Origin of the sequence: Exiguobacterium sp. s102, from assembly GCF_018618635.1 — a bacterium.
Taxonomy (GTDB): domain Bacteria; phylum Bacillota; class Bacilli; order Exiguobacteriales; family Exiguobacteriaceae; genus Exiguobacterium_A; species Exiguobacterium_A oxidotolerans.
This window is the reverse complement of the sequence record NZ_JACSML010000001.1, coordinates 331485-346874: the sequence shown is the minus strand read 5'-3', so window position 1 is coordinate 346874 and position 15390 is coordinate 331485. Positions and strand designations below refer to the sequence as shown.

13 protein-coding genes and 1 riboswitch are annotated in these 15390 nt (G+C 46.4%); of the genes, 3 read left to right on the top strand and 10 right to left on the bottom strand.

The features are described 5' to 3' along the window. Positions 1-11: 11 nt before the first annotated feature. Positions 12-1736, top strand: a complete 1725-nt coding sequence (gene ptsP, locus KNQ02_RS01660; protein ID WP_214766917.1) for a phosphoenolpyruvate--protein phosphotransferase — start codon at positions 12-14, stop codon at positions 1734-1736. Between the two features lie 689 nt (positions 1737-2425). On the opposite strand, the gene KNQ02_RS01655 is transcribed toward ptsP, so the two are convergent. The 6 genes from KNQ02_RS01655 to KNQ02_RS01630 all read right to left on the bottom strand — a co-directional run bounded on the left by KNQ02_RS01655 (position 2426) and on the right by KNQ02_RS01630 (position 10664). Further along, entirely contained in the window at positions 2426-3949 is a 1524-nt protein-coding gene (locus KNQ02_RS01655) for an MDR family MFS transporter (RefSeq protein ID WP_214768786.1), read from the bottom strand. 163 nt (positions 3950-4112) lie between these two features. Further along, positions 4113-6206, bottom strand: coding sequence for a glucose-specific PTS transporter subunit IIBC (gene ptsG, locus KNQ02_RS01650; protein WP_214766915.1), 2094 nt, complete (start codon positions 6204-6206; stop codon positions 4113-4115). A 139-nt stretch (positions 6207-6345) separates the two neighbouring features. Next, entirely contained in the window at positions 6346-7869 is a 1524-nt protein-coding gene (gene ptsG / locus KNQ02_RS01645; RefSeq protein WP_088837677.1) for a glucose-specific PTS transporter subunit IIBC, read from the bottom strand. Positions 7870-8092: 223 nt separating this feature from the next. After that, complete coding sequence (gene glcT / locus KNQ02_RS01640) at positions 8093-8950, bottom strand: glucose PTS transporter transcription antiterminator GlcT (protein WP_029331241.1); 858 nt, start codon at positions 8948-8950, stop codon at positions 8093-8095. Between the two features lie 100 nt (positions 8951-9050). Beyond that, positions 9051-9368 (bottom strand): YuiB family protein, encoded by a 318-nt coding sequence (locus tag KNQ02_RS01635; RefSeq protein ID WP_029331243.1) that lies wholly within the window; start codon positions 9366-9368, stop codon positions 9051-9053. 84 nt (positions 9369-9452) lie between these two features. Further along, positions 9453-10664 carry an NAD(P)/FAD-dependent oxidoreductase gene (locus tag KNQ02_RS01630; RefSeq protein WP_088837678.1) on the bottom strand — a complete coding sequence of 404 codons (1212 nt, stop codon included), beginning with the start codon at positions 10662-10664 and terminating at the stop codon, positions 9453-9455. A gap of 243 nt (positions 10665-10907) precedes the next feature. On the opposite strand from KNQ02_RS01630, the gene KNQ02_RS01625 reads away from it, so the two are divergent. Beyond that, a complete protein-coding gene (locus KNQ02_RS01625) occupies positions 10908-11903 on the top strand; it encodes an NAD(P)/FAD-dependent oxidoreductase (protein ID WP_088837679.1) in 996 nt (331 codons plus the stop codon). A 99-nt stretch (positions 11904-12002) separates the two neighbouring features. Here the strand turns inward: KNQ02_RS01625 and KNQ02_RS01620 are convergent, their stop codons facing one another. The 4 genes from KNQ02_RS01620 to KNQ02_RS01605 all read right to left on the bottom strand — a co-directional run bounded on the left by KNQ02_RS01620 (position 12003) and on the right by KNQ02_RS01605 (position 14410). Beyond that, positions 12003-12500, bottom strand: a complete 498-nt coding sequence (locus KNQ02_RS01620; RefSeq protein WP_214768789.1) for a GNAT family N-acetyltransferase — start codon at positions 12498-12500, stop codon at positions 12003-12005. A gap of 62 nt (positions 12501-12562) precedes the next feature. Then, the gene (locus KNQ02_RS01615) at positions 12563-13072 is read right to left on the bottom strand and encodes a GNAT family N-acetyltransferase (protein WP_088837681.1); all 510 of its coding nucleotides are present in this window, start codon (positions 13070-13072) and stop codon (positions 12563-12565) included. Continuing rightward, positions 13069-13935 (bottom strand): NAD-dependent epimerase/dehydratase family protein, encoded by an 867-nt coding sequence (locus KNQ02_RS01610; RefSeq protein ID WP_214768791.1) that lies wholly within the window; start codon positions 13933-13935, stop codon positions 13069-13071. The genes KNQ02_RS01615 and KNQ02_RS01610 overlap by 4 nt, the downstream gene beginning before the upstream one ends. 124 nt (positions 13936-14059) lie before the next feature. After that, a complete protein-coding gene (locus KNQ02_RS01605) occupies positions 14060-14410 on the bottom strand; it encodes a HesB/IscA family protein (protein ID WP_029331252.1) in 351 nt (116 codons plus the stop codon). A gap of 116 nt (positions 14411-14526) precedes the next feature. Beyond that, positions 14527-14666: riboswitch (FMN riboswitch) on the top strand. Between the two features lie 157 nt (positions 14667-14823). Here KNQ02_RS01605 and KNQ02_RS01600 point away from each other — a divergent pair. Then, positions 14824-15390: an ECF transporter S component gene (locus KNQ02_RS01600; RefSeq protein ID WP_088837683.1), complete on the top strand. Its 567-nt coding sequence runs from the start codon at positions 14824-14826 to the stop codon at positions 15388-15390.

Genomic DNA, 15390 nt, shown 5'->3' with positions numbered 1-15390 from the left:
GGGTAATGCACATGGCACAACATATCAAGGGAATTGGCGCTTCTGCAGGGATCGCGATTGCAAAGGCATTCGTGATGGAAACACCTGTCTTTGACATTCCAAACAATAAAATCGAGGATTCAGCGGCTGAAAAAGAACGGTTCCAGGCAGCGATCGCTCAATCAAAAGGTGAACTCGAAATCATCCGTGAGAACACATTAAAAGAACTCGGTGCAGACAAAGCAGAAATCTTCTCAGCTCACTTGTTGATCCTCGAAGATCCTGAAATCGTCAGCCAAGTCAACGCAAAAATCGACGAGGACAAAACGAACGCAGCGCAAGCACTCGACGAAGTCTCACAAATGATGGTGACAATCTTTGAATCGATGGACAACGAGTACATGCGCGAACGTGCAGCTGATGTCCGTGACGTAACAAAACGGACAATGGCACATCTTCTCGGTATTACATTCGTCACACCTGCACAAATCAACGAAGAAGTCATTATCATTGCAGAAGACTTAACACCATCAGACACTGCCCAACTCAACCGGAAGTACGCAAAAGGTTTTGCGACGAACATCGGTGGACGGACTTCGCACTCGGCGATCATGTCACGTTCTCTTGAAATTCCAGCAGTCGTCGGGACAAAAGTCGTCTTGACTGAAGTCAAACACGGTGATTTCTTGATTCTTGACGGAGCGGAAGGCGATGTCATCGTCAACCCTTCAAGCGAACAAATCGCAGAGTACGAAGAAAAACGCTCAGCATATATCGCTCAAAAAGAAGAATGGAAAAAACTCAAAAACGAAAAAACAGTTACAGCAGACGGTCATCACGTCGAGCTTGCAGCAAACATCGGAACACCAAACGATGTCAAAGGTGTACTTGAAAACGGTGCGGAAGCAGTCGGTCTCTACCGGACTGAGTTCCTCTACATGGATGCGGAAACGTTCCCGACGGAAGATGAGCAATTCACAGCATACAAAACAGTTCTCGAGTCGATGGGCGATAAAAAAGTTGTCATCCGGACACTTGATATCGGTGGGGATAAAGAACTTTCATACCTTGACCTTCCACACGAAATGAACCCGTTCCTTGGTTACCGTGCAATTCGTCTTTGCCTGGACCAAACTGACTTGTTCCGGACACAACTTCGTGCGTTGCTTCGTGCAAGTGCATACGGCAAACTTGCTGTCATGTTCCCGATGATTGCAACACTCGAAGAATTCCGTGCAGCAAAAGCGTTACTTCTTGAAGAAAAAGCGAACCTTCAAGGTGAAGGTGTAACGGTTTCTGACGACATCGAAGTCGGAATGATGGTCGAAATTCCGGCGACAGCAGTCATGGCGAAACAATTCGCGAAAGAAGTCGACTTCTTCTCTGTCGGAACAAACGACTTGATTCAATACACAATGGCGGCAGACCGGATGAACGAAAAAGTTTCGTATCTCTACCAACCGTTCAATCCTGCCATCTTGAACCTCTTGAACAACGTCATCACAGAAGCACACAAAGCCGGTAAATGGGTCGGCATGTGTGGTGAGATGGCGGGAGAAGAACTCGCACTCCCAATCCTCCTCGGACTCGGACTCGACGAATTCTCAATGTCTGCTTCTTCTGTCCTTCGCGCACGCAGCTTGATGACGCGCCTGAACAAAACAGAGTGTGAAGCAATCGTTGAGCAAGTCCTCGACATGGATACAGCCGAAGACGTCGTCAACTTCCTCAGCACGACATTCGATATTAAAAAATAATTTTTTCGGACACGTCCCATCTCGGGGCGTGTTTTTTTGTCGCGTCAAAAGGAACTGTTATTTATACAGACTGTAGACTAACCCTTATGAAGATTAAAAAGTTTTTATAGGTATGGCCTGCCCTGACCGCGCTTCCCCATCTCGACTCGTCTACATAAAACATGTTGCCCAATGTCGCTTTTCCTACACCCTAGTTCAAAAGCTAATATTCATCTGTGCGCTTCCTGTAGAAGCCTCGATTTCTTGAATACAAAAAAAGGGCTGACTCCAAAGTTACTCTAACATCAGTCTTAGTGACGGACGGTTCCGACATCCTCGCTTTCCACGGGCGGAATGTAAGCCGCAGCAACCCGCGTTTCATGCGGTCATGCCGGGTCTTCCCTATTCCTGACGGAAGCGCTGATCGCGCTTCCTTTTCCCATAGGAGTCGAGGATGAACGTTCCGCCCTGTACGCAAAAAAACGCCGATGATTCCGTCTTTCACATACGGACTCATTGGCGTTTTCGATATCTATTCTTCTCGGTCCTGACTGATGTGTATCTAAGCCGCACATCGAAAAGGAAAAGTATGCACTCGTTTTATTCGACTCCCACAGGAGAGCGTATCCTGTTTCCTGTTGGAGAAAAACACGCGTGTGAAAGAGTGATTCCTTTTACGTCAGTCTCTTTCCTATCAAAAATGACTTGAATTATGCTTGTTTCGTTTGTGGTCGATCGCCTTGTTCTTCTTTTAAGATTGGTCGTTCATTACCCATGAAGAACACGAAGATGACACCCAGTATCGCTGGAATCAACGCCCACATATAAACAGAGGAAATCGAATCTGCAAGTGCTGTTTTAATCGCTGTCGCCACTTCCGGTGGCATCTTCGCAAATGCTGCTGCTGTCGGGAACTGTCCACCGTCCGGTGCGCTGCCGCCAGGTAATTGCTCACTAACAGATGACGTAAACGTCCGTGATTGAACGATTCCGAGAATCGTTACACCAAGTGTCATCCCGATTGTCCGGAACGTCGAGCCCATCGATGTCGCCGCACCACGACGTTTCATCTCGATGCCATTGATGCTTGCAAGATTCAATAAAGAGAAACTGAAGCCGACACCAAAACCTAAGATGATCATATAAATCGTAACGGCAGTCCGTGTCGTCTCAAGTGACATCGTACTTAATAAATAAACACCAAGAACAAAGAACACGGCCGAGAGCATCATGACATTTCGGAACCCGTATTTATTCGGGAGACGTCCTCCGAGTTGCGCCGAAACTACTGAAGCAATCAACATCGGCATCAAGATCAGACCTGAGTTCGTCGCACTGCCGCCAAAGACACCTTGGACGAAAATCGGAATGAAGACACTTGCTGAGATGAAGACGAATCCATAAAAGAATGCGACCCCTTGCGTCGCTGCGAACAGGCGGCGACTGAACAGACTGAACGTAATGACCGGATCAGCCGCCCGGCGTTCAATCAGACCGAAGAGAATGAACAACGCGAGTGATGCGCCAAATAATCCAAGAATTTGTGGTGAACTCCACGCGTACTCTTTCCCACCGAGTTCAAGCCCGAGCAGGAACGTGACTAATCCAGCGACCAATGTCGCGGCACCCGCATAATCAATTTTTTGAGTCCGGTGAATCGGTGATTCTTTATAGAAAAATGAAACGAGCGCCAATGCAATTAAACCAAGTGGAATGTTGATATAAAACACCCAGCGCCAGTTAATTGCGTCCGTCAAAACGGCTCCAAGCAATGGTCCGAAAATACTTGAAATCCCGAAGACTGCTCCGAACAAGCCACTGACTTTCCCTCGTTTTTCTGGTGGGAAAATATCAAAAATGATCGTAAAAGCAATCGGCATCAAGGCACCGCCACCTAGTCCTTGAACGGCACGATAAATCGATAACTCTGTAATCGAATCTGCGACACCACACAGGATACTCCCTGCGATGAAGAGCAACATACCGAATAAGAAAAATCGTTTCCGCCCATACATGTCACTTAACTTACCGAAAATTGGCATCCCCGCGACCGTCGCGATCATGTAAGCGGACGTGACCCAGGCATATTGATCAAAACCATTCAGTTCACTGACAATCGTCGGCATTGCTGTTGCAACGATTGTATTGTCCATCGCCGCTACTAAAATCCCGATCAATAATCCAAGAACGACATAATTCGTCTTTGTCTTTGTTTCTGTTGTAGTCGAAGCCATCGACTCACCTCTTTCTTAAAATATAGCTAATCTTCATAATAGCTTACTCATTGTATCATCATATGTGCAAATTCTCATTACTGAATGTTTTGGACTACAAAAAAATCGTATCCGACAATTTCGTCGAATACGATTTCGAGGTCCCATTATTTTTTAAATGACGTCATTTAATCTCATACGTGACTTTCTCTCCTGCTTCAACCGTCCGGCCAATATCAACCGTTACTTTCCGGTCACCACTGTTCGTGACAATGATCGGCGTTAAGAGTGACGGCACAAGCGGTCGAATTTGTTCGAGATCGACGTTCAGCAGTGGTGTTCCTGGCTCAACACGATCTCCCGCTTTCGCGAGTGCTTCAAAACCTTTTCCTTCGAGTGAAACCGTATCGATTCCGATGTGAATTAAAATCTCATCACCATTATCGGCCAGGATTCCAATCGCGTGTTTCGTTGGGAAGAAGGTCGTGATTTCACCGGACACTGGAGAAACAACATAACCTTCAGTTGGTTCGATTGCATACCCGTCCCCCATCATCCGGCCAGAGAAGACTTGATCTGGTACATCATCAAGCGAACGAATCGTTCCGCTCAGCGGTGAGACGTATCCGTCACTTGGTACATACTCTCCACCTGATCCTGCTAAGTCTTCCCGTTCTTCCCCACGTGACTCAGCTCCAGTCGGAACTTGCGGAATCGGGTCAGCTTCTGGTTTTTCAGGTGGTTGATAATTTGGATCGTTCATGATTTCTGCCATTTCCGTCTTGATGCCATCTGATTTCGGACCGAAGATGGCTTGGACATTATCGCCAACTTCTAATACACCAGCTGCGCCAAGTTCTTTCAGACGATCCTTGTTGACACCCGATTTATCATTAACGGTAATCCGCAGACGTGTGATACACGCATCGAGATGTTTGATATTCGATGGTCCACCAAACGCTTGCAGAATCTCATATGGGAGCTCACCAGCCGTCGCACCAGCTGTTGCCGCCCCTTCCTTAATTGCTTCACGTCCTGGAATTTTTAAATCAAACTTCGTGATCACAAAACGGAATCCGAAGTAATAAATGACGGCGAAGACTAAACCAACCGGTATAACGAGCCACCAGGCGGTCCTGTTCGGTAAGATTCCGAATAAGGTGTAGTCAATTAATCCACCTGAGAAGGTCATCCCGATTTTAACGTTCAAGATGTCCATGATCATAAATGACAATCCTGCAAAAACAGCGTGGACTGCAAACAATAACGGTGCCACGAACACGAATGAAAACTCGACTGGTTCCGTAATCCCTGTCAGGAACGATGTTAAAGCAGCAGAGAAGTAGAGTCCTTCAACTGCTTTACGACGATCTTTCGCAACCGTATGATACATCGCGAGACAAGCTGCCGGAAGTCCGAACATCATGAACGGATATTTCCCGGTCATATACGTCCCGGCCGTGAACGGAACACCATCTTTTAACTGAGCGAAGAAAATTCGCTGGTCCCCGTTGATAACCGTGCCTGCTTTATCCGTATACTCACCAAATTGGAACCAAAAACTTGAATACCAAATATGGTGAAGACCGAATGGAATGAGTGACCGTTCGACTAATCCAAAGATGAAGGCTGATAACGTTTCATTTGACTCGATGATTGTTTTCGAAAACGTGTTAATCCCACTCCCGATCGGCGGCCAGATGAAGGACAGTGCAAAACCAGCGACTAAACTGAATAGCGCTGTTGCAATCGGTACGAACCGTTTACCGGCGAAGAATCCAAGAAAGTCCGGTAGTTTGATTTTAAAGAATTTATTATAGCTATATGCGGCAATTAACCCCGCTATGATCCCTCCGAATACCCCCATTTGTAAGGTCGGTATCCCTAATACAGTTGCGTACGATAAGTCACTTGATTGTTGCGCTTCCGAAACTTTTTCCGGTGTGATTTGTAGGAATGAACTGATAACCTTGTTCATGATCAAGAATCCGACGATTGCAGCAAGCCCTGCGACCCCTTCCCCATTCGCAAGACCAATCGCAACCCCGACGGCAAACAGTAATCCTAAGTTCGCAAAGATGATATCCCCTGCGTCTTGCATGACACGCCAGATGACGACGAGCGAATCATTTTCGAGAAAAGGCAGATACTGCGTCAGGTTCGGGTTTTGAAACGCCGTACCAAACGCCAGTAGAAGCCCTGCTGCCGGCAAGATGGCAACTGGTAACATCAATGCTTTACCAATCCGTTGCAACACTCCGAATACATTTTTCCACATCAGTGATTTCCCTCCTTTTTTTGACCAGACTATTTAGTTCATACCCTGAATCTTTCTCCCGCAAAACTAATCACAACAATTCTTTGAAACACAAAAAAATGAGCCTCCCGATTTCGGAAGACTCACTTTACTTAAAGACTTAAACTGATTTTTCTTGTTTACGTGAATTGATGACGGCTTGGATCTCAGATTTGATGTTATCTGATTTTGGTCCGTAGATCGCTTGAACGTTGTTACCCACTTCAAGGACACCAGCGGCTCCAAGTTTTTTCAATTCGTTTTTGTCGACTTTCGACTTGTCGAGAACTTCAACACGAAGACGTGTGATACATGCGTCAAGGTGTTTGATGTTTGATTCAGAACCGAGTGCGTCAAGGATACCCGCTGCGAGCTCAGAACCTTGAGCCAATGAAGTTTCTTGTACTTCATCTTCACGACCTGGTGTTTTCAGGTTGAACTTGCGGATTGCGAAACGGAATCCAACGTAGTAAACGACTGCAAGAACAAGACCGACGACGATGACGAGCCACCACTGCGTACGTCCTGGAAGGACACCGAAGAGAAGGAAGTCAATCAATCCACCAGAGAATGTCATCCCGATTTTAACGTTCAAGAGTTGCATTGTCATGAATGAAAGACCAGCGAAAACTGCGTGTACTGCGAACAAGATTGGAGCAACGAATAAGAATGCGAATTCGATTGGCTCTGTGATACCTGTTAAGAAAGCTGTAAGTGCTGCTGACCCAAGAAGACCACCAACGACTGCGCGACGCTCTGGGCGTGCTTCATGGTACATTGCAAGTGCTGCTGCTGGAAGACCGAACATCATGAACGGGAATTTACCAGTCATGAACGTACCAGCTGTTAATTCAACGTTGTCTTTTAACTGTGCGAAGAAGATTGCTTGGTCACCGCGGACAACATCTCCTGCTGCGTTCGTGTACGAACCGAATTCGAACCAGAACGGTGCGTAGAAGATATGGTGAAGACCAAACGGAATCAATGAACGCTCAATGAGACCGAAGACGAAAGCTGCAAGCGTCGGGTTTTTCTCCATCATGAAGTGAGAGAATGAGTTCAACCCGTCTTGAGCGAATGGCCATACGAAGACAAGTACAAGACCTGCGAACAATGAAACGACTGCTGTAACGATTGGAACGAAACGTTTACCTGCGAAGAATCCGAGGAACTGCGGCAATTCAAGATTATGATACTTACCGTAAGCCCAGGCTGCGAGTAAACCGATGATGATACCACCGAAGACACCTGTTTGAAGTGTCGGAATACCAAGTACGTTTGCGTACCCTTGACCGTTTGCGACCATTTCTGGTGTAACGCCGAGCCAAACACTCATCGTTTTGTTCATGATCAAGAATCCGACGATTGCTGCAAGTCCGGCTGCGCCGTCCCCTGCTAAACCAATCGCGACACCGACCGCGAATAAGAGTGCTAAGTTACCGAAGATGATATCCCCGGCTGCTTCCATCAATTTTGCAACCTTGATGATCGCATCATTTTTTAAGAACTCGAGTTTTGACGTCAAGTTCGGATTTTGCATCGCGTTACCGAATCCAAGTAAGATCCCGGCAGCTGGCAAAATCGCAACAGGAAGCATTAACGCTTTACCGACACGTTGAAGAACAGCGAAAATCTGTTTGAACATGTGTGTTTCCTCCTCTTAATCTAAAATCTAGGAATAATGAATAATACCAATGACAGGTTGAAAAAAGTCAGACATCCGACCGATTTTTACAGAAAAAAATCAGGCACGAGCGGATTGTAGAACAAAATACACTTATTCCGCGAAATGAATCTAACGGAAATAAACCATTTTGTCCGACTTCCCACTCATGCCTGATCGTATCAGTAACACGTAGTCCGTGCGGTCATTTACCTAAATCGTACTGCACTAAGCGTTGCAGATGCATCGTAAGATACGTCGCCTCACCGCGCGGTACCGCTTTCTTCAACTGACGTTCCATGATGGACATCAGCTCCCAAGCAGTATCATAGCACAGGGGATATTCTTCACGCAATAGCTTTTCTACTTTTTCTGGCGCCTCTAGGTACTCCCCATTGGAAACCCTTTCAATCGCCGAGCGGAGATGGCGAATTAAACGCTTATAATCCAACGATTTTCGATCGATTTTAATTTCTAGCCGTTGCTCGATATGACTCGCAATTAATCCGACGAGTTGATGATGACGATTGACTTCGAGCACATCTTTAAAGTTCGTCGCCGAATGAATATGGAGTGCGATGAATCCTGTTTCTGCCGGCGGAAGATAAAAATTCATCTCGGCACTGATGAATTCAACGATTTCCTCAGCAAGCGCATATTCTTCCGGATACAAAGCTTCCGTTTCCGCTAAAAAGGGATTCGTGACCTCCATCCCTTGTTCGAGCCGCTTGAACGTAAACGTCAAATGATCCGTCAGTCCGATATGGATATGTTCATCAACGCGCTTACCGAACCGCGTTTCAATCATCGAGACGATATCATTCATCAAGGCGACGAAATTTTCATCTAAATGCCCGACGAGTGCTTTATATTGGTCTTGCTCTTCTTTATCCTTCAAGGTATAGACTTTTTCTAATTTTTCAAGATCCGTCAGTTGATCGCCTGGCTTCCGTCCGAAGCCAATCCCTTTTGCGAGGATAATGACTTCCTGATTTGCACCAGTCGAACAAATGACGACATTATTATTCAAGACTTTGATAACGTGGTACATTTGTTTATCCATTCGCTCTCAACCCTATCTGCTCTTACACATTTTTTAAAGACACTGTTTTTATTATAACGTGTTTCCACGCACTAAAAAAGCCTACTTACTCAAGTAGGCTTTAAAACATTTGGTAACCACTTTTACGCAGGAAACGAATCGACATTCCGGCAATGATGATACCGGCAAGTCCTGCCGCAAACATCGTAACGTCCGCTGTCTGCAAACCCATGATTCGATCACCTAACGCTGGAATTGCTTTTTTCGCATTCGTAAAATATTCAAGCGTCGACTGATTATCAATCATCATGATGATGATGACCGGATATAAGACGAGCATAATCCATGTGCTACGTAACAACATGTTTAAGATAAAACCAATACTAAAGAACATGACGAGATAAAGTACACTCCCGATCACGGCTTGGATAATATGCATAATGTTCCCCCTTTAAATCTCTTCGTCTAGTATAACCGACAAAAAAGGCAAATGCACGAGTGTACATTTGCCTAAAAGGTGAACTTAGAATTTACCTTTTTTGATCGCAAGACCAATTTTCTTCAGTTCAAGGAAATGTTTGTTGTCGATGACTTTTTTCATGAATGATGCGTTACGACCATAAATCTTCTTACCGAAGACCATACCGATCCCATCTTTATGACCAAGTGATGCGACTGTTCCTTTATTTTCATATGTGAACGTAGATGTTTCACGTCCACCGATGAGTGCTGAAATGTTTTCAGCGACTTTATGCGCTTGTTGTGTCGCGATTTGTGCTGTTGGCGGGTATGGACGGTTTGAACTTGGGTCCATGACTGCTGAACAGTCACCAATCATGAAGACATTGTCATGTCCAGGGACACGAAGATCTTCCTCAACGACAACACGGTTACGCATTGCTTCGAAACCTGATGCCGCAACGACCGGGTTCCCACTGACGCCACCTGTCCAAATGATTGTGTTCGCTTCAATCGTTTCTGTTGTATCACCTTGGAGTGGACCAAACGTAACCGTTCCAGGACCACATTCCTTGATGCCGTTACCGAGTTTGAACTCGATCCCTTGGCGCTCAAGCCATTTGTGTGCGTAGTTGACGAGATCAGCATCAAATCCAGGAAGGACAGTCGGAGCTGCCTCGATGTTGACGACACGCACGAGTTCGCGTGGGATATCGTATTGTTTACAAAGCTCTGGAATCCGGTTGACGAGCTCACCCATGAACTCGATTCCTGTAAATCCAGCTCCACCGACGACGATCGTCAGAAGTGAACGATCCGTTGAACCAGTCGTTTTGTATTCTGCAAATGAATAGTCGATGTGTTCTTTGATTTTCCGGACACTGTTCAATGAGCTGATCGTTAGAGCGTTCTCTTTCAATCCTTTGATTCCGAAAGTCTCTGGAACGCCACCGAGTGCAACGACGACGTAATCGTAAGGAACAGCTCCACCGTCTTGAAGTTTCACTGTGTTGCTTGCCGTATCGACTTTTTCAACAATCCCTTTAACGAGTTTGACGCGTGAAGGATTGATGACATCATTGATATAGATGCGCGCTTGTTCTGCTGACATCGTACCTGCCGCAGGTTCATGTAACCAAGTAGTTTGGTAATGATAGTCATGTTTGTTGATCAATGTGATGTTGGCTTGATCGACGCCAAGTTTCTTTTGAAGGTTGACTGCTGTGATCAATCCACCGTAGCCGGCTCCAAGAATAACAATGTTAGGTGTGTTCATGTTCTGATACTCCTTACGAATGGTAGTTTTGTTGTGATTTTCTTCACATTCAATTACAAATAAATGCTCAAAAACTTTGTTCAAATAATGTTCACATGTCTATAAGCTTATTGAAACACTTTTTCTGACGGATTGCAAAAGAAAATTCTAGAAATGCTGAAAAAAATGTAAGATTTCCCGTACTTGCAACACCCGCCCCTCCTACCTATATAATAGGAGTATCCAACTATAGGAGGGAATCAGATGTACCAACCATATGATGTCACGATTATCGGGGGCGGTCCAGTCGGATTGTTCACCGCGTTTTATTCAGGGATGCGTCAGATGAAGACGAAAGTCATCGAAAGTCTCCCCCAACTCGGTGGGCAACTGGCGACGCTTTATCCTGAGAAATATATATATGATATTGCCGGCTTCCCGAAAGTCAAAGCTCAGGATTTAGTCGATCGTTTGCTTGAACAAGCAAATGAATTCGACCCGACGTATGTCCTCGGAGAAACGGTCGTCGCCTACGAGCGCCTCGAAGACGGAATCATCCGCCTCGTGACGAACAAAGGAGAACACTTCACGAAGACCGTCATCTTGACGGCAGGTAACGGCTCGTTCGCCGCCCGTCCACTTGGTGTTGCCGATGCCGAACGGTTCGAAACGAGTAACTTGCACTATTTCGTCAATGAAATGGATCGCTTCAAAGATCGTCAAGTCGTCTTACTCGGTGGTGGCGATTCCGCTGTCGACTGGTCATTGATGCTTGAGCCGATCGCGAAATCCGTCACGCTCGTTCACCGTCGCGATAAGTTCCGTGCACATGAACATTCAGTCGAACTGCTCCACAACTCATCCGTCAATGTCATGACACCGTATACGCTCGAATCCGTTACCGGTGAAGAGAGTATCGAAACTTTGACGTTCAAACATGCGGAAACGGAAGAAGTCATCGTCGTCGGGGCAGATGACGTCGTCTGTAACTTCGGTTTCGTTTCGTCGCTCGGCCCGTTAAAAGAATGGGAAGTCGAGTTTGAACGCAATTCGATTCGCGTCAATTCGAAAATGGAGACGGCGATCCCCGGCATCTTTGCCTGTGGTGACATCGCGACGTACGACGGTCGTGTCAAATTGATTGCGACCGGCTTCGGTGAAGCACCGATTGCTGTCAATCAAGCGAAACTACTCGTCGATCCGTCCGCCCGTCATCCACAACACTCGACAAGCCTGTTCGAAAAAGTAAAAAATCATTAATGGACATGAAGAAGAAGCGTTTCCTCGGTGTAAATCGAAGGAACGCTTCTTTTTTCGTAGTTTTCCCAAACGAAACCCGACTGATTTCCGCTTCCTTCGTTACGAAAAGGAGAGGGGTAAATCAATCCGGTAAAGGTGTTCCTCCAGTTCTTTCCCACCCCGTTCGATCACACACCCGGAAACACGGATACCTCCGAGTCGTTCATAAAAGTGGCAGGCCGGATTATCCGCGAGCACGGCAATGATGAGTGACGTAACACCATGTTCCTCCAACTGACGGACGACACGGTTGACTAAGGCGCGACCGATTCCGCGCCCTTGATACGAACGCAACAAATAGATCGCTGACAGTTCCCCTTCTGTCGATTCTGTTTGATTTTGCTTGCCGTGGGCAAAACCAATCAAACCTTTTGCGTCGACAGCAACAAAAACAAGTCCATCAACTAACAATTCCCGCCATGCAGCGGCACGCTTTTCTGTCGACAACTGATCGAGGTAGTCGTCAGGAATGATACCGCGGTATGTCTCTTGCCACGCTGAAACGTGGACGGTGGCGATTGCTTCAGCGTCGTCTAACGTCGCTCGCCGTATCTGCATCTCGAAACCCCCTCCCTCAAATTAAAAATCATCCTAATCAAAGTAGGATGATTAGAATGATGTTAAGACAGCGGAACGTTGAATCGTCGTACACGTGACCCGTCTTCTTTCATAAATGACTCCAGTTCTTCTCCGCCGTTCGCTTCGATGACACGTCCTGACGCGATGTTGTCTGCACTGCACGTAATCAAGACCGATTCTAGTCCACGTTCTTTTGCGACTTCAAGTGCTTGACGCAGACCTTCCGTCGCGTAACCGCGCTTCCGGGCGCTCGGCCGAATCCCGTATCCGATATGACCCCCGATTTGTTTTAAACCATCGTTTAAGTCATGACGGAAGTTCACAGCACCGACGATTTGTTTCCCGTCGTAAAACCAATAGGTCGAGTGCGTCACCCAGTTCTCTGGAGCCGTCAATGCCTCTTGTTCCTGCTCCTCTAAAAAGTCAGCGAGGGGTAAAAACGTTTTGCTGACGACACTCGGGACAATCGGTTCCCCGGATTGTTCCCATTCTGCCAAAAAGTCTAAATACTCCGTTTCGAGATGGACGGACGGTTTTACTAACGTAATCATTTGTGATTTCGTACCTCCTCTTCAATGAGTCGATCGAGCCACTCGTCGACGTGTTGGAATAAATAGCCGGCTTTTTTCGCTGCTGACGTATCCATGTAGAAATCACGTTCTGGCGCCAGTGGTGATTCATCGTCGCCCGTCGTCGCGAACGTTGATTCCGTTCCTGCGACACGGTCAATCTTATCCATCAAATCTTGAATCGATAACACCCCGTCACTCGCTGCATTGATTGGTCCTGTCATCGTCGAACGACCACACCATTCAAGGAACGAGGCCGCTTCATAGCTTGAGATATATCCCATTTTCGCATAGAGGTTTTCAGCCACCACAGGAGTCCCTGCGAGCGCACGTTTCACATGGAAGACGAGACGTTCCGTGTAATCATCCGGTCCTAAGACGACCGGGAAGCGAACGGCGATAACAGGAAATGTCGCCCGTTGAAAGAAATAACTTTCTGCTTGGCGCTTTCCTTCCCCGTAATCATGTTCCTGTTCCAAGTCATATTTCCCGAGAAACGGATTGAAATCCCGCTCTGAAAGATTTGCTCCTCCCCCGTCATAGACGGACATCGTCGACGTTAAGATGTAGCGTCCGACCTTTCCTTCGAATGCATCGACGGCAAGTTTTGCTTGATATGGATTAAAACAAATATTGTCGTAGATGATATCCCAGTTTTGACTCCCTAAATCTTTCATCGTACTGCTTGACGTCCGGTCCCCTTTAAAGAATGTCAAGCCCTTCGCGACAGGTGGCGTATGTTCCCCCCGTGTGACGAGCGTCACATCATCGCCGGCGTCAGCGAGTCGTAATGCCAGGCGTCTTCCAAAATAACGTGTCCCACCAAAAATCAACACTTTTCGCATCGATAGTCCTCCTTAATGATGACGTACTCATTCCGTTGCCCTACTGTCTTCTCTACCCGATTCTTAAAATCCTGTATCTCACGAAAAAACAAAAAAACGCGGACTCTGAGGTCCACGTTGTGAGTTAGCAACCACCGGGTGTCCCGGCGTTCGTCGCTGTTCTGAATGATGTCCCGCAGCCGCATGTCGCGATTGCATTCGGATTCGTGATTGTGAATCCGCCACCAAGCATCGATTGTTTATAGTCAATTTCTAATCCTTTGACGACCGGATAGTCTTTTTCATTGACGATGACATTGACGCCATGTTGCTCAAATGTCAGGTCCGTCTCCTTTTGGCTATCGAAACCCATTCCGTAGGAGAGACCACTGCATCCGCCACCTTGAACGAGCATGCGGAGATTTCTTTCATCGTCCGGCGCTTGTTGCATCATCTCTTTGACTTGAAGAGCAGCTGCTTCTGTTAATTGGATCATGTAATCACCTTCCCTTTTTCTATAGTATACGCAACTTTACGTAGATTCGAAACCTAGTTGCTTGAAACTATCTTGAATTCGTTGTATAAATGAATTGTATCAAAAAAATTAAATCGTTCCATCTTCAGGGCAGGGTGAAATTCCCGACCGGCGGTAAACAGACTTTTGTCTGAAGCCCGCGAGCGAATAGGGCGCTATTTGCTGATTCTGTGTGACTCAGGAGCCGACAGTATAGTCTGGATGGGAGAAGATGGCGGCATGTATATAGACTTATTCCGATTTTGCACATTTCGGATAGGCTTATTTTATTGCGGACTTCTCCCCTGTTGAATCTTATTCAACGGGGGTTTATTTTGGACGCAGTCATGCCAATACTTCATCGAGAGGAACGAAAAAAAGGAGATTTTACTCGTATGAAACGCACTCAAAAAATGGTCACACTCTCAATGTTAGGTTCAATTTCATTTGTTCTTATGTTACTCAACTTCCCACTACCCTTTTTACCGAACTATTTAAAAATCGACTTCAGTGATGTCCCGGCGTTGATTGCTGCTATCATGTTCTCACCGGTAGCGGGTGTAATCGTCGAAGCATTGAAGAACGTTCTCTATTATATTTTCCGCGGAAGCGGTGTTCCGGTCGGCGAACTTGCAAACTTTGCAGCGGGTGTTGCTTTCATTCTTCCTGTCAGCTGGTTCTACCATAAAAAGAAATCAACGCAAGGTCTTGCAACCGGCTTAGTCGCAGGAACCATTACCATGGCACTTGGACTTGCGATTCTCAACTATGTTTTGATCCTCCCGGCATATGCTTGGTTCTTCGGGATGGACTACATGCTTGATCCGGCTGTCAAATGGACAACGATCATCGCTGGTATCTTGCCGTTCAACATCATCAAGGCCCTCTTCATCTCAGCACTCTTCATTCCGCTGTTCTTAAAATTAAAACCTTGGATCAACCGTCGTCAACAAGCTGCATAA